The organism is Caulobacter vibrioides, assembly GCF_002310375.3.
Taxonomy (GTDB): domain Bacteria; phylum Pseudomonadota; class Alphaproteobacteria; order Caulobacterales; family Caulobacteraceae; genus Caulobacter; species Caulobacter vibrioides_D.
On sequence record NZ_CP023315.3, the window covers coordinates 1,989,136 to 2,007,131 of the forward strand.

13 protein-coding genes and 1 pseudogene are annotated in these 17,996 nt (G+C 66.5%); 10 read left to right on the plus strand and 4 right to left on the minus strand.

Annotation, left to right across the window (positions count from 1 at the left end; translation table 11 throughout):
* Positions 1–51: 51 nt before the first annotated feature.
* From flaEY to CA606_RS09480, 5 genes are all read left to right on the plus strand, one after another.
* On the plus strand, positions 52–2,916 hold the full coding sequence (flaEY, locus tag CA606_RS09460; RefSeq protein ID WP_096051358.1) for a regulatory protein FlaEY: 2,865 nt from the start codon (positions 52–54) through the stop codon (positions 2,914–2,916).
* A 61-nt stretch (positions 2,917–2,977) separates the two neighbouring features.
* On the plus strand, positions 2,978–3,667 hold the full coding sequence (locus CA606_RS09465; protein WP_096051357.1) for a hypothetical protein: 690 nt from the start codon (positions 2,978–2,980) through the stop codon (positions 3,665–3,667).
* 17 nt (positions 3,668–3,684) lie between these two features.
* Positions 3,685–4,083 carry a hypothetical protein gene (locus CA606_RS09470; RefSeq protein ID WP_096051356.1) on the plus strand — a complete coding sequence of 133 codons (399 nt, stop codon included), beginning with the start codon at positions 3,685–3,687 and terminating at the stop codon, positions 4,081–4,083.
* Between the two features lie 153 nt (positions 4,084–4,236).
* The gene (gene ssb, locus CA606_RS09475; RefSeq protein WP_096051355.1) at positions 4,237–4,743 is read left to right on the plus strand and encodes a single-stranded DNA-binding protein; all 507 of its coding nucleotides are present in this window, start codon (positions 4,237–4,239) and stop codon (positions 4,741–4,743) included.
* 157 nt (positions 4,744–4,900) lie between these two features.
* Positions 4,901–5,581, plus strand: a complete 681-nt coding sequence (locus CA606_RS09480; RefSeq protein WP_181242870.1) for a hypothetical protein — start codon at positions 4,901–4,903, stop codon at positions 5,579–5,581.
* 238 nt (positions 5,582–5,819) lie between these two features.
* Here CA606_RS09480 and CA606_RS09485 read toward each other — a convergent pair whose 3' ends face one another.
* Positions 5,820–6,356, minus strand: coding sequence for a GNAT family N-acetyltransferase (locus tag CA606_RS09485; protein WP_096053815.1), 537 nt, complete (start codon positions 6,354–6,356; stop codon positions 5,820–5,822).
* A gap of 321 nt (positions 6,357–6,677) precedes the next feature.
* On the opposite strand from CA606_RS09485, the gene ppdK reads away from it, so the two are divergent.
* The 3 genes and pseudogenes from ppdK (at position 6,678) to CA606_RS09500 (ending at position 10,855) form a co-directional block, all read left to right on the plus strand.
* The gene (gene ppdK / locus CA606_RS09490; RefSeq protein WP_096051353.1) at positions 6,678–9,368 is read left to right on the plus strand and encodes a pyruvate, phosphate dikinase; all 2,691 of its coding nucleotides are present in this window, start codon (positions 6,678–6,680) and stop codon (positions 9,366–9,368) included.
* A 116-nt stretch (positions 9,369–9,484) separates the two neighbouring features.
* Positions 9,485–9,808: pseudogene (locus tag CA606_RS09495) on the plus strand (hypothetical protein); the annotation flags it as partial.
* Positions 9,809–9,955: 147 nt separating this feature from the next.
* Complete coding sequence (locus tag CA606_RS09500) at positions 9,956–10,855, plus strand: DUF4861 family protein (RefSeq protein ID WP_096051352.1); 900 nt, start codon at positions 9,956–9,958, stop codon at positions 10,853–10,855.
* A gap of 98 nt (positions 10,856–10,953) precedes the next feature.
* Here CA606_RS09500 and CA606_RS09505 read toward each other — a convergent pair whose 3' ends face one another.
* Positions 10,954–11,652 (minus strand): pirin family protein, encoded by a 699-nt coding sequence (locus CA606_RS09505; RefSeq protein ID WP_096051351.1) that lies wholly within the window; start codon positions 11,650–11,652, stop codon positions 10,954–10,956.
* Between the two features lie 127 nt (positions 11,653–11,779).
* Here CA606_RS09505 and CA606_RS09510 point away from each other — a divergent pair, with 127 nt between their 5' ends.
* Entirely contained in the window at positions 11,780–12,676 is an 897-nt protein-coding gene (locus tag CA606_RS09510; RefSeq protein ID WP_096051350.1) for a LysR family transcriptional regulator, read from the plus strand.
* 6 nt (positions 12,677–12,682) lie between these two features.
* On the opposite strand, the gene CA606_RS09515 is transcribed toward CA606_RS09510, so the two are convergent.
* Complete coding sequence (locus tag CA606_RS09515; RefSeq protein WP_219933451.1) at positions 12,683–15,121, minus strand: hypothetical protein; 2,439 nt, start codon at positions 15,119–15,121, stop codon at positions 12,683–12,685.
* Between the two features lie 89 nt (positions 15,122–15,210).
* A complete protein-coding gene (locus tag CA606_RS09520; RefSeq protein ID WP_096051349.1) occupies positions 15,211–16,551 on the minus strand; it encodes an Hsp70 family protein in 1,341 nt (446 codons plus the stop codon).
* A gap of 151 nt (positions 16,552–16,702) precedes the next feature.
* Here CA606_RS09520 and CA606_RS09525 point away from each other — a divergent pair, with 151 nt between their 5' ends.
* Positions 16,703–17,884, plus strand: a complete 1,182-nt coding sequence (locus CA606_RS09525) for an NAD(P)/FAD-dependent oxidoreductase (protein WP_096051348.1) — start codon at positions 16,703–16,705, stop codon at positions 17,882–17,884.
* The last annotated feature ends 112 nt before the right edge of the window (positions 17,885–17,996 follow it).

Consider the following 17,996-nt stretch of genomic DNA (forward strand, 5'->3'; position numbering starts at 1 on the left):
CCTGGGGCAAGGATAACAGCGGGGAGATTCGCGCCCCGGTCGGGACTCGCCGTGATCACTTTCGATTCCAGCGCGCTGCTCAGCTACTATCAGGCCCGTACGGGCCTGACGGGCGCTGGCGCGTCTGGTGTTTCGACCACGTCGTCACGATCCAAGGCCGTCGTGCCCAACGCGCCCTGGCTGAGCAACGCCTCGCCGCCGGCCAGCGATCTCGTCCGAACCGCTCTGGCCGGCCGAAAGTTCATCGACGAGGGCGCCAACACATCGAGCCTGAAGGGCGTCAGCGCCGACTACAAGAAGCTGTTCGCCACCTATCAGGCGCTCAACACGCTTTCGGCGCTCGCGACGCGCGCCGGCGAGAAGGGCGTCACCGACGGCGAGGTCTCCCGCCTGCAGACCGCCCTGACCAAAGGGCTCGGGGAGATCAGCGGCTACGTCCAGAACCTGTCGCTGGATCAGATGCGCCTGACGACGGGCGCGGTCATGACCACCGACAAGGGCACGGTCGGCGTGCCGAAGGCCACCTACAGCTACACGACCGACAAGCTCTACAGCGGCCAGTTCGACGACGAGGTTCCCCGCTTCCAGGGCAATGTCGCGTTCGATGTCTCCGTAAAGAGCTTCGGCGTCACGTCGACGGTCACGATGGACCTGTCCGAGATGGGCGCGACGCCGCGGACCATGTCCAACGTCGTCACCTACATGAACGGCAAGATGAAGGCGGCGGGTTTCAACACCGACTTCTCCGTTCAGCGCACGCCGGGCGAGGAGCGCACCGTCCAGGTCAACGGCAAGCCCGTGAAGTTGCCGGCCACCGGCGATGACTTCGCCCTACGGGTCAATGGCGACTCCGTTGAGCAATTGACCTTCTCTGCGCCGACCACGGCGCCGGCGGTCTATGTCACGACGCGAGCCGGCGATCCGGATCCCGACAAGAAGACCGAGACCGACGACGGCGTCTTCGAAACGACCCTCACCAAATACAGCGCGGCCGGACCGGCCGGTGGCCCCGGTGCGGGCGCGCCGGGCGGCAAGGTCTTTAGCGAGACGCTGCAAGGAACGATTTCCAGCGTTCGCAAGTCGGTTACCGGCGCGGACGGCTCGATCTACATGCTGGCGGACGTCGCCACTGAGGTCGATGGCAAGACAGACATCAATGGCCAGCCGATCAAGGGCGAGAGCGATGTCGCGCTGCTGAAGTATGACAGCGCCGGTCACCTTCTGTACGCGCGCTCGCTTGGCGCCACCGACAACGCCAGCGGCCTTTCGCTGGCGGTCGCCGATGACGGAAGCATCGCCGTGGCCGGGTCGGTCAGCGGCAGGCTGCAGGGTGCGGTCAACGGGCCGATCAACAACAGCGACAGCTCGACCACCACCGACAGCTTCGTCACGCGCTACGACGCCAAGGGCGACGAACAGTGGACGGTGCGTCGTGGCGGCCTGCAGGAGGACGAGGCTACGGCCCTGGCTTTCGGCGCCAACGGCGTTCTCTATGTGGGCGGTCGCAGCAAGTCTGACCTTCCCGGCGCGGTGGGCACGGACCCAGCCGGCGGCTGGGACGCCTATCTTTCGGCCTTCGCGACGGATGCGAATGGTCAGCCTAAGGCGCTGTTCACCCAGAAGTTCGGCACCGCCGAGAACGACTCCGTCTCGGACATTGTCGTCAACGGTTCGCAGGTCATCGTCGGGTCCAAGGAAAACGGCCAGGCGATGCTTCGCAGCTTCGAGGTCAATCCGTCGGTCGTGACCGAGAATGTCACCAAGCTGAACCAGTACGGCGCCTATGAAAGCGTGCCCGTCACCTACACCAAGACCGCGACCCTGACGGCGGGCGCGACCCGCGACCTCGGCTCGCTGAAGGGCGGCGACATCGTCGGCCTGAAGATCGACGGCGGCCAGCTCTATGTCGGCGGCTACACGGCCAATAACCTGATGTCGATCGGAGGCGCGACGACCGCGCCGTCGGGCGGCATGGACGGTTTCGTGGGCCGGATGTCGCTCGACATCTCGAACACCACCAGCGACACGCTGACCTATTACGGCGGGACCGGCGACGACACGGTCACGGGCTTTGCGGTCTCCAACGGTACGGCCTGGTTGGTCGGCGCGGCCGGCAAGAACCTGGACGGTGAAGAGACGGTCGGGACCAAGGACGGCTATGTCGCCCAGGTCAATGTCGGCACTGGCGCCGTCGACTGGAGCCAGCGCGTCACCGGCAAGGATGGCTACGCTGCGCCGACCTCGGTTGCGGTCTCATCATCCGGCGCCTCGTCTCTCGACGCGTTTGGCCTGCCCAGCGGCGCGATGGATTTCAGCCAATCCAACCGCATCGTATCGGCCACCTCGGCGCGGCCTGGCGACACTTTTCAGATTCGGACGCGGGAGCGCGGCGCGCTCACGACGGTCACGATCGACGCCAACGACACGCTGGAGACCTTGGCCGACAAGATCAAGCGCGCCTCGGGCTTCCGCGCCAAGGTCGAGACCGCCACCAGTGGCAACAGCCGCGTTCTGAAGATCAGCCCCGCGTCCAACAACGCCACCCTCGAGATCGTGCCAGGCAAGGGTGGGACCGATGTTCTGCGCTCGCTGGGCCTAGCGGGCGGCGTGGTGCGCGCGACGAAGACCGAAGACGGCAAGACCGTATCGGCCGACGGCAGCGGCCCTGTTTACGGGCTGCAACTGCCGCCGGAGCTGGACCTGACGTCCGAGGCCGGCCGAAAGAACGCCAACATGGTGATCACCCGGGCGATGTCCCAGGTGCGCACGGCGTATCGCGAAATCGCCGATACGGCCCTGGGGATCAAGACCGACACCACGTCGGGCTCTGGCAAGACGGGCGGGACGGTTCCGGCCTATCTGAAGAACCAGGTGGCGAACTATCAGGCCGCGCTCAATCGCCTGACGGGCGGCTAAGCGCATCTTTTCCACGACCGCCGCGCTTGAAAGCGTCATCGTCGCGTCGTAGCCAAGAGTCATGGACTTTTTGAACGATCGACGGATCATCCTGGGCGGCGGAGCAGCGCTTGCGCTCGTCGCGGGTCTCGGCATCGCCGTGGCCTTGATGTCGGGCCACGACAAGAAGCCCACGGAAGAGCCGCCGGCCTCGCGCGCGGGCCTGATCGTCGAGACCGGCCGCGCTGACGACACCAAGCTGGATCCCGCCCGTCCGCTACGCTGCTTCGTCGGCGGCGCCTTTGTCGGCGAGATCACCTTGGCCGAATGCGCCAAGAAGAATGGGGTCGCCACAGGCGCTCTGGACGTCGGCGTCGACGAAACCGGGGCCTTGGCCGCCGCCGATCAGGCCGGCATGGTTCTGACCCCGCTTCCGCCGACCCCGACCGAGACGACGCCGGCGGCCACCACGCCCGCAGCGACCACCACGCCGGCGACCCCGTCGTCCAGCTCGGCGACCGCGCCGCTGGCGGCGTGCTGGCGCTACGCGGGCAACGAGTGGCGGCGACTGCCCGGAGACATCACCCTGAACGCCTGCGCCCAGCAGCTGTTCGGCGGGCGATGCGAGAAGACGGGCGGCGCGACCTATGGCCGATGGGGCGAGGAGACGTTGCGCCTGGTGCCGGGTCGCGTAGAGATTTCGTCGGATAACCGCAGCTTCCACACCGCGTTCGAGCAGGCCGCAAACTGCTCTATCCCGAACGCCGGATAGGTTTATAAGTGTAATCCATGAAGAAGACTGTCCTCGCCGCCGCCGTCCTCGCCGTTTCGGGTCTCGTGCTCGCCGGTTGCCAGAAGCAGACCAAGGCGCCGTTCGAGAAGGGCGTCTGCTTCCATGTCGCCACCAACAAGGACGAGACTCTGCGCTTCAATCCGGTCAGCCGGAATGTGCCGCAACTCGAGGAATGCGCGGCCACGCTCGAGGGCATGCGCATGCGGTTCGTGCGCTTGGGCCAGTCCAACAGCCGCAGCATGGTCGGCGCCTATCAGGGGTCCTTCATCTTCATCGAGAAGGAAGGGATCTATGTGGGCCAGTCCTACGAAGGTCCGCGCTTCATGTCGCTGGTGCGCACGGGCGATGGGCGTTTGGCGGTGCCGGGCGCCATTAAGCGCGTTCCCGCACAGTAGGATGTTCGCGGCCTAACCACCGGCCGTCCACAAGCGCCTTGCTTGCCCACAAGAACGTTACGAGAACAAAACTTGCGTCTGGATTAGCGGGTCGTTAACGTCTCGCTCCAGATTCCGGCGCATGGGTCGCCGGGCGAGAGCAAGGTCCAAGCGATGGCTGGCAGCGTCAACAAGGTCATTCTGGTGGGCAACCTCGGGGCCGATCCCGAGATCCGCAGCCTCGGTTCGGGCGACCGCGTCGCCAACCTCCGCATCGCGACGTCCGAGACCTGGCGTGACCGCAGCAGCGGCGAGCGCAAGGAAAAGACCGAGTGGCACCGCGTCGTCATCTTCAACGACAACCTGGTCAAGGTCGCCGAGCAGTACCTGCGCAAGGGCTCGACCGTGTACATCGAGGGCGCTCTGCAGACCCGCAAATGGACCGACAACACCGGCCAGGAAAAGTATTCGACCGAGATCGTGCTGCAGAAGTTCCGTGGCGAACTGACCATGCTGGGCGGTCGCGGCGGTGAAGCCGGCATGTCGTCGGGCGGCGGCGACGAGTACGGCGGCGGCTATTCGGGCGGCGGCGGCTCCAGCTTCGGCGGCGGTCAGCGCAGCCAGCCCAGCGGCCCGCGCGAGAGCTTCTCGGCGGACCTGGACGACGAGATCCCGTTCTAGGACGCGAGCTGCGGCGGGATTTTCGATCCCGCGCCCGTCTGAAAACGCGCGGCGGATGGTCCGGAGGGAGCATCCGCCGTTTTCATGCTCGCGGGAAAGTGACCTCGACATCGTTCCTGGGTTGTGTTTCAGCTTCGTGCTGAAGCGGAGGACGATCATGAAGAACGTGATTTTTGGTCTCGCAGTCACAGCCGCCGTCGCGGTCGCGTCCGGAGTCTCGGCGCGGCAGGCGGACACCCTCATGGGCGACGCCCGACGACAGAACGGGCTTGAGGCGGAGATGTCTCGGCTTCGGCAAGCATCACCCGGCAGCGCCCGCGAAGGGGTGTGCCCCCTGGTTCGCGGCGCCTCTGCGGACGTGAACGCCTATGTCGCCGCGCGGATGCACCAGGTCGCCCGGCAAGCCGGCGCGACCTACGCCAAGCGCGCCTGCGAACCCAACGTCGTGGTGCTGTTCTCGGCCGAGCCGGACGTGCTGATCCGCGAGGCCTCGCGCGCCAAGCGTTTCAACTACCGAGGCGTGCCCGCCGAGGCGGCTGAGGCCTTCAAGGCGGATGGCCGTCCGGTGCGCTGGGTGCATGGCGGCGATGTGCGCGGCTCGGCCGCCGGCGACGCACGGCCGCACAACGCCTTGATTGTTGTCGACGCGGCAAAGGCGCAGGACGTTAAGGTGTCCGCCTTGGCGGACTACCTCGCTATGGTTTCCTTGGCGGATGTTCGCGTTCGCCCTGCGCCGGCGGACTCGATCATGACCTTGTTCGACGCCAGCCACGGAACGCCCAAGGCTCTGACCGAGGCGGATCAAGCCTACCTGCGCAGCGTCTACCGCGCCCGATAGAGGCGGCTGTCCAGGTCGGTGCGAGCGGACAGCTGGACGAGCGTCCGTGTGCGAAACGTCACATCTCGGCGACTCTGCAGCGGTTACGACAGGTTGTCTGCTCTTGTGGGAGTCGGACCGGTGGGGCGATGGGCTTCGCGTGCAATGGCCGTCAGAGTCAAAGACGCGAACCGATCGGGGGCGAGCGACGGATGCCTTTAAGGGTTCCGTCGTTCTCTTCGCGTGTTGCGCCTGACGGTCAGGCCAAAAGATCTTTTGGTCGCGACCACCGGAAGCGAGCGACCTCAACCTCGCGTCCGCCGGGCGGAGTTTCGCGATAGCGCGCCACCTCCACGCCGCCCTTGCGCGCGTAGAAGCCCAAGGCTTCGGCGTTCGGCGCATAGACCTCCAGATGCAAGGCCGCGCCCGCGTGCTCATCGCGCAGCCACCGGGCGACCGTCGTCAGCAGCCGCGAGCCCAGGCCCTGGCCCTTCCGTTCAGGGGCGACGTGGAGGTTGTCGACCAGGAGACCGACGGCGGGATTCACCCGGAAAGAGGCGTAGGCGAGGGCGACAGGTTCTGCGTCGTCCATGGCGGCCAGGATCAGGTCGGCGCCGGGCGCGTAGTCCTGAAAGCGCTCGCGCCAGACCGCGCGGGAAATGGCGGGGAGTTGATGGTCCAGATAGTGGTCGCCGTAGAGGCCGCGATAGGCGTCCTGACGGCTGCGCGTGTGCAGGTCGGCGATGGCGTCCGCATCACTCAATAAGGTCCCGAGTCGGATGATCCGTGCGGCCATGGGACGATCGAAGGCGTTTCGCAGCGCGAAGACAAGGCCCTGCAATCGTTCGGTCCAGGTCCAAGTCGAGCGATTGAGCCGGGTTTGCCAAGAACATCGCCAGCCGCCCCCAGCGGACAACGTTGTCATTGGAATTATTTGCCGAATTCTCGCGTTGGCGCTTGGAAAGCGAACGGCCAGTGGACGCGTTCTTGACCGAAGTGCTACTGAGGCCCCCGGATATTGCACTGCGGGATTACAACAAAGCAGCGCTGTTCCAAGGCGAGACGACCCCCAAAAGAGGGGCGCAGCCTTTTCACTTATCGCAGGGTGAATTCAAAGATGCCGGTTGAGACGCTGACCAAGGCCCAGTGGGTTTATGCATTCGGCGGAGGCGGCGCGGATGGCGACGCCTCGATGAAGAACCTCTTGGGGGGCAAGGGCGCCAATCTCGCTGAGATGTCGTCCCTGGGCCTGCCCGTGCCGCCTGGCTTCACGATCACGACCGAAGCCTGCGTCCACTATTACGCCAACGGCAAGCAGTACCCCGCTGAACTGGCCGCCCAGGTCCAGACGGGCCTCGCCAAGATCGAGGAGATCACCGGCAAGCAGTTTGGCGATGTGGCCAACCCGCTGCTGGTCTCGGTGCGCTCGGGCGCCCGCGCCTCGATGCCGGGCATGATGGACACGGTGCTGAACCTGGGCCTGAACGACGAGACCGTCGAGGGCCTGGCCAAGCTGTCGGGCGACCGGCGCTTCGCCTATGACAGCTACCGTCGCTTCATCCAGATGTACTCGAACGTCGTGCTCAACCTCGAGCACCACATGTTCGAGGAGATCCTCGACGACCATAAGGATCGCCTGGACGTTCATGTCGACACCGGTCTGACGGCCGACGACTGGGCCGCGGTGATCAAGGACTACAAGGCCGCCGTCCGCGAGCAACTGGGCAAGCCGTTCCCGCAAGACGCTCAGGAGCAGCTGTGGGGCGCCGTCGGCGCCGTGTTCGCCAGCTGGATGAACGACCGCGCCAAGTTCTATCGCCGCATGCACGACATCCCCGAAAGCTGGGGCACGGCCGTGAACATCCAGTCGATGGTGTTCGGCAATATGGGCGAGACCTCGGCGACGGGCGTGGCTTTCACCCGCAACCCGTCGAACGGCGACAACCGCCTGTACGGCGAGTTCCTGATCAACGCCCAGGGCGAGGACGTGGTGGCGGGCATCCGCACCCCGCAATCCCTGACCAAGGCCGCCCGCGAGGAGATGGGCGACGTCGCCCCCTCGATGGAAGAGGCGATGCCCGAGGTGTTCGGCCAGTTCAAGACGGTCGTGGAGACGCTGGAGCGTCACTACCGCGACATGCAGGACATCGAGTTCACGGTGGAGCAGGGCAAGCTCTACATGCTGCAGACCCGCAACGGTAAGCGCACCGCCAAGGCCGCGCTGAAGATCGCGGTCGATATGGCGGCCGAGGGCGTGATCTCGAAGTCGGAAGCCGTCGGCCGTGTCGAGCCGGCCTCGCTGGACCAGCTGCTGCACCCGACCATCGATCCGTCGGCCCATCGCGACGTGATCGCCAAGGGCCTGCCGGCCTCGCCGGGCGCGGCGACCGGCAAGATCGTCTTCGACAGCGACGCCGCCGAGAAGGCCGCCGCCAATGGCGAGTCGGTCATTCTCGTGCGCGAGGAAACCAGCCCCGAGGACATCCACGGCATGCACGCCGCGCGCGGCATCATCACGGCGCGGGGCGGCATGACCAGCCACGCCGCCGTCGTGGCGCGGGGCATGGGGCGCCCTTGCGTCTCGGGCGCCGGCGATGTGGCCATCTTCGAGAAGGAAGGCCTGTTCCGCGTTCGTGGCCGCGATTTCAAGGCCGGTGAGATCATCACCATCGACGGCTCGGTCGGCGACATCCTCGCTGGCGCGCCCAAGATGATCGAACCCGAGCTGACCGGCGACTTCGCCACCCTGATGGGCTGGGCCGACGAGGTTCGCCGCCTGAAGGTGCGCGCCAACGCCGAAACCCCGCTGGACGCCAAGACCGCCCGCCAGTTCGGCGCCGAGGGCATTGGCCTGTGCCGCACCGAGCACATGTTCTTCGACGACACCCGGATCGCCGCCGTGCGCGAGATGATCCTGGCCGATGACGAGAAGGGCCGCCGCGCCGCGCTGGCCAAGATCGCGCCGTTCCAGAAGGCCGACTTCGTCGAGCTCTTCACGATCATGGAAGGCCTGCCGGTCACGATCCGCCTGCTGGATCCGCCGCTGCACGAGTTCCTGCCGCACACCGAGGAAGACGTTCAGGCTGTGGCCGTGGCCACGGGTCTCGACGCCGCCAAGCTGATGCGTCGCGCCAAGGAGCTGCACGAGACCAACCCCATGCTGGGCCACCGCGGCTGCCGCCTGGGCGTCTCGTACCCCGAGATCTACGAGATGCAGGTCCGCGCCATCCTCGAGGCGGCGTGCGAGATCGCCAAGTCGGGCAAGGCCGCGCCCGTGCCGGAGATCATGCACCCGCTGGTCGCCAAGGGCGAGGAGATGAAGTACCTGCGCGACCTGACCGACCGTGTCGCCAAGGCGGTGCTGGAAGAGCAGGGCGTGGCGCTGGAGTACACCGTCGGCACCATGATCGAGCTGCCCCGCGCGGCTCTGCGCGCCGGTGATCTGGCTGAGAACGCCGCGTTCTTCAGCTTCGGCACCAATGACCTGACCCAGACGACGTTCGGCATCAGCCGCGACGACGCGGGCAAGTTCCTGAACGCCTATATCGAGAAGGGCATCTTCGAGAAGGACCCCTTCGTCAGCCTCGACCAAGACGGTGTGGGCGACCTGATCCGCATCGCCGCCGAACGCGGCCGCGCGGTGCGTCCGGACGTCAAACTGGGCATCTGCGGTGAGCACGGCGGCGATCCGGCCTCGATCGGCTTCTGCGAGAAGGTCGGCCTCGACTACGTGTCGTGCTCGCCCTACCGCGTGCCGATCGCGCGCCTGGCGGCCGCCCAGGCGGCCTTGGCCAACACCAAGGCTTAGAAAACGACGTTATCCAATCGTCGTTGACTGGGTTTAACCTCCCTTCGCCCCCGCGTGAGACGGGGCGAAGGGGGAAAACGACAATGCGTATTGCGATCCTCGCCGCCGCGGCGGTGATGGCGGCGGCCAGCGCCGCTGCGGCCGACCCCATGGCCAGCGCCTACAACAACACCGTGACCATCACCTATCCGAACGGCGCGATGACAAAGATGCACATCGACGCCAACGGCTCGTATGTCGCTAAGGCGCCGGATGGGTCGACGGCCAAGGGGAGCTGGAAGATCGAGAATGGATCGACCTGCTTTACCCAGACCGAGCCCGCGCCGCCGGCGGGGACGCCCGCCAATTGCAGCCCGACCGTCGAGCGTAAGGTCGGCGAGACCTGGACGGCCCCGGGGCCGAACGGATCGACGCTCAACGTCAGCATCGTCGCTGGCCGATAGGCGCGGGCGATCAACGCTGTCGAGGCCCGACGCTCCACGGGGCGTCGGGCCTTCCGCCTAATTTGGCCAGACCGCATTGTTCGTTTTGGCTAGACCAATCGACCTTGGGCCGTCTATCGAAGGGCGTGCGGAGGAGGATGGCGGATGATTGAAGGGCTCGCCCTTGCGGCTTTTATGCTGGCCATGCCGGAGCAGATGCGTCCGGATGGACGCCTGAATCCGCCCGCTGCGGAGCAACAAGCGCCACGCGCAGCGGTCACCTTGGCGCCGTATCGCTTCAACGACATCCTCTGGGAGAACGACCGCACGGCGCATCGCATCTATAGCCGTGACCTGGAGAAGGCCGAGCCGCCGTCGACCTCGGGCATCGACGCCTGGGGCAAGAGCGTGCGCTGGCCGTACATGGATCGCCAGCTGCGCACCGGCGACCAGCACACCAACCATGGCGAAGGCCTGGATTTCTACGATGTCGGCACGGCGCGTGGCGCGGGCGGCCTGGGCGTGTGGCACGACAACAAGCTCTGGACGTCGCGGAACTGGAGCGACGTGAAGATCCTCAAGAACGGTCCGGATGTGGCCGCGTTCAGCGTGGACTACGCGCCCTGGCCGGTCGATGTGGACCGCAAGGTCTGGGAGACGCGGACATTCTCGCTGCCGATGGGGACCAACTTCACCCGCATGGTGTCGACGATCCGCTCCGACAAGCCAGGGCCCCTGGTCGTCGGCATCGGCATTTCCAAACGCAAGCGCGCCACCGGCTCAGGCGAGTTCCTCAAGGATCTTGCGCCCGGTCGCGTCACATTCTTCGAGCCTGCCGATCCTCAAAAGGGCTCGATGGCGATCGCCCTCATGGTCGACCCGAAATCCGTGGTCGAGGTGCGGCAGGACTTCGACAACTACCTGATGCTGATCAAGGTCGAGCCCGGCAAGCCGTTCGTCTACTACATGGGCGCGGCGTGGGACAAAGGCCTCGATTTCCATAGCGCCGCCGAATGGAACGCCTATGTCGCGGCCCAGAAGCCCGACTTCGATCCTGCAAACTGACGGCCAAACGAAAGGCCGCCCCGAGGCGAGGGATCCTCGGGGCGGCGCGTGGCCGTCCGCCATGGGGGGAGGGCGCGGACAGCCAGTTCGATACGGGGTTAGGCGGCGTCGACCAGAACCAGTTCGGCGTCTTCCAGGGCGGTGATGGTGATCACGTCCTCGTCCTTGATGCCGGCGCCGTCGCGGGCGTTCAGCTTGACCCCGTTGACCTCAACAGTTCCGACGGCCGGAACCAGATAGCCGCTACGGCTCTTGCCCAGAGCGTAGGTGGTGGTCTCGCCCGCCTTCAGCGTCGCGCCCAACACGCGGGCGTCGGTGCGGATCGGCAGGGCGTCGGCGTCGTCAGCGAAACCGCTGGCCAGCGTCACGAACTTGCCCGAGCGGTCGCCCTTGGGGAACGGCTTGGAGCCCCAGGAGGGCGCGCCGCCGAACGACTTCGGCTCGATCCAGATCTGGAAGATCCGGGTCGTTTCCGGCTCGAGATTGTACTCGGCGTGGCGGATGCCCGTGCCTGCGCTCATCACCTGGACGTCGCCGGCGACAGTGCGACCCTTGTTGCCCAGGTTGTCCTGGTGGGTGATCGCGCCGTCGCGGACATAGGTGATGATTTCCATGTCGCTGTGCGGATGCGGCGGAAAGCCCGTGTTGGGGGCGATCTCGTCGTCATTCCAGACCCGCAGGGCGCCCCAGTTCATGTTGTTAGGGTCGTAGTAGCTGGCGAACGAGAAGTGGTGCTTGGCCTTCAGCCAACCGTGGTCGGCGCCGCCAAGCTTGTCGAACGGTTTGCGGTCGATCATGGCTCTACCTTTCAAGTCTCTCTGGCGCGCCGCGTCGGCGCGTCCTGTTGAGGAGAAGATAGGGTCGGCTGCGCGATTATAAATGGAAACTGTTGAAACTCATTGTTTCTATATCTAGGCTAATCGCATGTCCAAGCTCCCTGACCTCGAAGGCCTCGCCGTGTTCGCCAAGGTGGCGGAGCTACGCTCGTTCGCCGCCGCCGCCGAGACCCTGGCCATGTCGAAGGCGACCGTGTCGAAGGCGGTGACGCGGCTTGAGCTGCGCCTTGGGGCCAGGCTCTTCAACCGCACGTCCCGGCGTCTGGCCCTGACCGACGCCGGCCAGGCGCTTGTCGAACGCGCCAGCCGTGTGCTGGCGGAGGCCGAGGCGGCCGAGGAGGAGGCCTCCAGCCAGTCCGCCTCGCCCCGCGGGCTTGTTCGGATGGCTGCGCCGATGTCGCTGGGCGTCGCCAGCCTGGCCCCGGTGTTGCCGGCCTTTCTTGAAGCCTATCCCGATGTCTCGATCGACCTGCACCTGTCGGATGCGACCGTCGACCTGATCGGCATGGGGTTCGACATCGCGCTGCGCGTCGCCGACCTGCCAGACAGTTCGCTGGTGGCGCGGCGGCTGCGGGCGGTGCAGCGCCATGTGGTGGCCGCGCCAGCCTACTGGACGGCGCATGGGCGTCCGACCCATCCGGCGGACCTCGCTGAGCATCGTGGGCTGACCTACGGCCACCAGGCGTCACCGGAGACCTGGCGTTTCCAACGGGGGGGCGGAGAAGAGGCGGCCGTCCGTCCGCGTTCGGTCATCCGGGCCAACAACGGTGATGCGCTTTTGCCCGCGCTGCTGGCGGGCTCCGGCGTGGCCATGCTGCCCGACTTCATCGTGGGCCCGGCCTTGGCTGACGGACGGCTGGAGGCGGTGCTGAGCGAGTGGAGCGCCGCGCCGATCGCGCTGCACCTTGTCATGCCCCCTGGCGGGCCGCGCCCGGCGCGCGTCGAGGTGCTGGCCAACTATCTGGCCAAGACGCTCGGGCGCTGATCTTCGTTAGCCCAGGCTCTCGACCTGAGCCGGGGTGAACGCCCCAACCTGAAGCGGCGTCATGGCGGCGATATTGGTGGTCGAGAGCCAGTCCAGTTGATTGATGGTCAGGCCCGGGATCTGGGTCGGCGCCAGGTAGCCGACCTGGGTCGTGGTCAGGCCGGCGATCACGGCGGTCGACAGTGAGCCCAACTGACTGGCGTTCAGCGCCTGGATCTGACTTTCGCTGAATTGGCTGAAAGCGCTGGGCGACAGATTGCGCAACTGGAACGAGGACAGCCCCTTCAAGGAGTCAGGCGTCAAGGCCGCGTACTGCTCAGTCGAAAGGGCCGCCAGATTGGTCACGGAGATCGCGACCACCTGGCTCGCCGTCAGCGCGGCGACCTGGGTGGTGGTGAAGTCGGCGATGTCCGTCTGAGACAAGGCGCTCAGCTGATTGGGGCTCAAGCCCGAGATCTGCCCGGCGGTCAAAGCCTGGAAGGCCGTACGGTCCAGGCCGGTGAGATGTCTGGTCGAAAGCCCGCCGACCTGGGTTCCGGTCAGGGCGGCGAACTGGGTTGTCGAAAGTTCGGCGAGATCGGTGTTGGTCATGCCGCCCATCTGGGTCGCGCTCACCCCCGCCAGCTGGGTGGCCGACAGCGCCGCAATCTGGGTCTGGCCAAGGCCGTTAAAGTTGGTGATCGACAGCGCACCGATCTGCTCGCCGCTGAAGCTGGCCACCTGGGTCGGCGTAAAGCGGGCGAAGTCGATGTCGCTCAAGGCGCTGATCTGGGTGGTGGTGACCGCCGCCAGCTGCGACGCGGACAGGGCCTGGATCGCGTTGGCGCTCAAGCGGTTGAAGTTGGTGGTCGCCAGCGCCGTCAACTGCGAGGGCGCGAAGGCCTTGATCTGGGTGGTGGAGAACTTGTCGAAGCCGGTTGTCGACAGCCCCGCGATCTGCGTCGTGGTCAGTGCGGCGAGTTGCGTTTCGGTCAGGGCCTGAACCTGGCTCACAGCGATCGCGTTCAGGGTCTTGGTGGCCAGAGCCGCGATCTGGACGCCGTTCAAGACTGCGGCCTGATCCGGCGTGAACTCTGCGAAATCGGCCTCGGTCAGGCCGGCGACCTGGGTCGTGGTCAGTCCGGCCAACTGCGTCGCGGTCAGCGCCTGGATCTGACTGGCGCTGAGACTGTTGAAGGCGGCGGGCGACAAGGCGCTCATTTGCGTGGTGCTGAAGACCTGCACCTGATCGGGCGTGAAGGCGCCGAGGCTTGTTTCCGACAAACCACCGATCTGGGTCTTGCTGAGGCCCTTCAACTGGGTTGCGGTCAGCGCCTGGAACTGGTCGCGGCCAAGACTGTTGAGGCTGGTCGGCGACAATACGGCCAGTTGCGTCGTGGCCAGCACTTCCACCTGGGCCGGCGTGAACTCGGCCAGATCGTCGCCAGTCAGGCCCGCGACCTGGGTGGTGGTCAGCGCCGTCAACTGGGTCGCGTCGAAAACCTGGACCCGGTCCGCGGCAAGGCTGTTCAGGCCCGTCGTGCTCAAGGCCGAGAGCTGAGCGGCGCTGAAATGGCGCATCTGGGCGGCCGTAAACTCGGCCAGATCGTTCTCGCTCAAGGCCCGCAGCTGGGTCGGCTTCAGGCCGGCCAACTGCGTGCCGGTCAGGCCCGCGACCTGGGTCGCAGACAGCCCCGACAGGCCCTCGGCGCTGAGCGCGCCAAGCTGGGTTCCGCTCATGCCTTCGACGACGGCGTCTGAGAGCACGGCGGCCTGAGCCGCGGACAGGGCGGTGAGTTGCGAGGCGCCGAGCGACGTGATGCTGGTGCTCAGGCTGCGCAACTGGGTTGTCGACAGCGCAGCGACCTGAGTGGCGGTCATGCGCTGGAGTTGGGTGGTGCTCAGGGCCGCTAGGCGTGAGCCTTCCAGAGACGGGACCAGGTCGACGGGCAGGGCGGCGATCTGCGTTCCGGTCAGCGCGGAGATCTTCTCCAGCGAGAGCTCCTCCAGATCGGTCGCGCTGAAGGCGGCGATCTGAGTGGTGGTCAGTTGCGCCAGCTGCGTCGTGCTCAGGGCCGCGATCTGGGTCGCGTCCAACGCCGTGAAGTGGGTGGCGTCCATGGCGCCGATCTGGACGGCGCTCAGCGCCTGCAACCTGTCCGAGTCGAGCTTGGCCAGCTGGGTCGAGGTCAGGGCGTTCAGCTGGACGCCGCTGAAGGCCTGAAGTTGGTCGACATCGAACAAGAGGTTCTGGGCGAAGGCCGGGATCTGGGTCGCCGTCAGGCCCTTGACCTGGGTCGACGAGAGCGCGGAGACCTGACTGGCGTCCAGAGTACCGATCGCTGCGTCCGACAGCGCGCCGACCTGGGTCTTGGTCAGCGACTCCAGTTTGGTGGTCGACAGGGTCTGTATCGTCGTCGTCGCCAGGGCGGCGATCTGGGCGGCGGACAGGTACGAAATCGGCACTGGATTCGTTGCCCCACAAGGTCGCGACGCGAATCGTTCGCGTTAACCCTAAGCCAAAGCGCCGGGCGCCACCATGCGGCGAATGGGGCCTAGCCTGCGCGCATGGTCCAGAGATCCAGGTCCGCTTCGCGACCGATCAGGGCCAGGCCCGAGGCGATCGACTCGAACTCGCCGCCGCTCTCGATCTTGTCGGCGCCGAAGCGACGCAGGAAGATCTCGCGCACCGCCGGCACGAACGAGCTGCCGCCCGTGAGGAACACGCGATCGACGCCGGCTTCAGTGAGGTTGGCCTGAGCGAGGGCCTGGCCCACGGCCGTCTCGATCGCCGCGAGTTCGGGCGCGATCCAGGCTTCGAACTCGGACCGCGCCACGGGCTTTTCGATCCGCACCGAGCCGGCCTCGAACCGGAACGTCGCTTCGTCCTGGCTCGACAGCGCCTCCTTCAGCGCCGAGACCGAGCGATACAGCGCATAGCCGTGATTGCCGTCCAGCACCTCGATCAGCGCGGCGATCTTGTCGGGCTCGACCGCCGTCCGTTCCAGGGCGCGGATGTCGCGCATGTCCTTGGAGGCGCGCAGCAGGGCCAGCTGGTCCCAACGCGCGAAGGCGGCGTAGTAGCGCTGCGGGATCGGCAGGCTGTTGGAGAACGACCGGTAGTCCGAACCCTTGCCCAGCTCCGGCGAGACCAGCTGGTCGATGATCCGATAGTCGAAAGCGTCGCCTGCCACGCCGACGCCTGAGCGCGATAGCGGTGTGGAACGCAGCGTCCCGTCCGTAGCGCGCTCGAACCGCACCAGCGAGAAGTCACTGGTGCCGCCGCCGAAGTCGGCCACCAGCACGGTGGCGTCCTGCTTCAGTTGCCGGGCGAAGAAGAAGGCCGCGCCGACCGGCTCATAGGCGTAGCGGATATCGGTGAAACCCAGACGCTGGAAGGCGGCCTCATAGCGCGTCAGCGCCAGGGCCTCGTCCGGCGAGGAGCCCGCGAAGGTCACCGGACGGCCGACGATGATGCGCGGTGGCAGGTCCGACAGTTGCGCGCCCGCATGGTCGCGCAGGCGGAGCAGGAAGGCGGCCAGCAGGTCTTCGAACTGGTAGCGCTTGTTGAGAATGCGCGTCTCGGTAAAGGCGGCCGAGGCGGCGAAGGTCTTGAACGACTGGATGAACCGCGTCTCCAGCGGATCTTCCAGATAGGACTCGATCGCCCAGGGGCCGGCCTCGACCACCCGCTCGTTCGCCGCCTCGCCCACGCCCTGGACGCTATGAAAGCTGAGCGCCGAGCGGAAGGCGAAGAGGTCGCGGTTGTTGATCGCATAGCGGACCAGCCGCGCCTGATCATCGCCCAGGGTCAGCGAGACCACGGTGTTGGTGGTGCCGAAGTCGACGCCGATGGTCGGCGCGCCAGCGGCCGAAACGGAGGAAGCGGCCGTCATGGGGGGCTCGATCGTGCGGTGCGGGAGGGGGCGAGCGTCGTAACGCCTTCCGCTGGAAGGTCAAGCCGATGTGGCGGTTCGCCGCCCTTGGATCAGTTGACTTGCGCGGCCGCCTCCGCTCGAAGGAGGGCCAGCAGAGAACGGATAAACCTTGGAAACCTTCGACGTTGTGGTGATCGGCGCGGGCGCGGCCGGCATGATGTGCGCCATCGAGGCGGGCAAGCGCGGGCGCTCGGTCCTGGTGGTCGACCACGCCAAGGCGCCGGGCGAGAAGATCCGCATCAGCGGCGGCGGGCGCTGCAACTTCACCAACACCGGCGCGACGATCCATAACTTCCTGTCGGCCAATCCGAAGTTCGCCCTGTCGGCGCTGCGTCGCTATCGCCCGCGCGACTTCATCGCCCTGGTGGAGCGCTACGGCATCGCCTACCACGAGAAGGCCCTGGGGCAGCTGTTCTGCGACGGCTCGGCCAAGCAGATCATCACCATGCTGCTGACCGAGATGAAGGCCGCCGGCGTGACGCTGCGGCTGGAGACCAGCGTGGAGAGCGTGGCCAAGGCCGCGTCTGGATTCGAGGTCTCCCTCTCTTCAGGCAAGGTCGCCTGCGCCTCGCTGGTGGTGGCCAGCGGCGGCAAGTCGATCCCGAAGATGGGCGCGACGGGGCTGGGCTATGACATCGCCAAGCAGTTTGGCCTCAACATCATCGAGACCCGCCCAGCGCTGGTGCCCCTGACCTTCGAGGCCGGCATGCTGGCGCGTTTGACGCCCTTGTCGGGCGTGGCGCTGGACGCCGTGGTCGGCCACGGCAAGACCAAGTTCCAGGAAGGTATGCTGTTCACGCACCGGGGGCTTTCGGGTCCCTCGATCCTGCAGATCTCGTCCTACTGGCGTGAAGGCGACGAGATCCGGGTCGACATGGCGCCGGGCGTCGACGCCTTGGCGGCGCTGAAGACCGCGCGCACGGCCACGCCGCGTCAGGCGGTGGCGACGGTGCTGGCGACCCTTCTGCCCAAGCGCGTCGCGCAGGCGATCGCCGAGGAAGAGGCGCCCGATAAGGGCAATATCGCGGACTGTTCGGACAAGGTGCTGGGACGGCTAGCCTCAGCGGTCAACGCCTGGACGTTCAAGCCGGTGGGCTCGGAAGGCTATCGCACCGCTGAAGTGACGCTGGGCGGGGTCGACACCGAAGCGCTGGACTCCCGCACCCTGGAGGCCAAGGCCGTGCCCGGGCTGTTCTTCATCGGCGAGGTCGTGGACGTCACCGGCTGGTTGGGCGGCTATAACTTCCAGTGGGCCTGGGCGTCGGGCTGGAGCGCGGGGCAGTCGGTTTAGCCACTTGCCCCCTCCGCGCTTCGCGCTCCTCCCCCAGAGGGGGAAGAAGGCACGCGCACACCTTCCGCCCCCTCTGGGGGCGGACGACCTGCGAAGCAGGTCAGGTGGGGGC

Bases quoted from the DNA above. Each gene is read 5' to 3' on its own strand.
- CA606_RS09465 (WP_096051357.1), top strand. From the start codon at position 2,978: ATGGACTTTTTGAACGATCGACGGATCATCCTGGGCGGCGGAGCAGCG.
- CA606_RS09470 (WP_096051356.1), top strand. From the start codon at position 3,685: ATGAAGAAGACTGTCCTCGCCGCCGCCGTCCTCGCCGTTTCGGGTCTC.
- ssb (WP_096051355.1), top strand. From the start codon at position 4,237: ATGGCTGGCAGCGTCAACAAGGTCATTCTGGTGGGCAACCTCGGGGCC.
- CA606_RS09480 (WP_181242870.1), top strand. From the start codon at position 4,901: ATGAAGAACGTGATTTTTGGTCTCGCAGTCACAGCCGCCGTCGCGGTC.
- CA606_RS09485 (WP_096053815.1), bottom strand. From the start codon at position 6,356: ATGGCCGCACGGATCATCCGACTCGGGACCTTATTGAGTGATGCGGAC.
- ppdK (WP_096051353.1), top strand. From the start codon at position 6,678: ATGCCGGTTGAGACGCTGACCAAGGCCCAGTGGGTTTATGCATTCGGC.
- CA606_RS09500 (WP_096051352.1), top strand. From the start codon at position 9,956: ATGATTGAAGGGCTCGCCCTTGCGGCTTTTATGCTGGCCATGCCGGAG.
- CA606_RS09505 (WP_096051351.1), bottom strand. From the start codon at position 11,652: ATGATCGACCGCAAACCGTTCGACAAGCTTGGCGGCGCCGACCACGGT.
- CA606_RS09510 (WP_096051350.1), top strand. From the start codon at position 11,780: ATGTCCAAGCTCCCTGACCTCGAAGGCCTCGCCGTGTTCGCCAAGGTG.
- CA606_RS09520 (WP_096051349.1), bottom strand. From the start codon at position 16,551: ATGACGGCCGCTTCCTCCGTTTCGGCCGCTGGCGCGCCGACCATCGGC.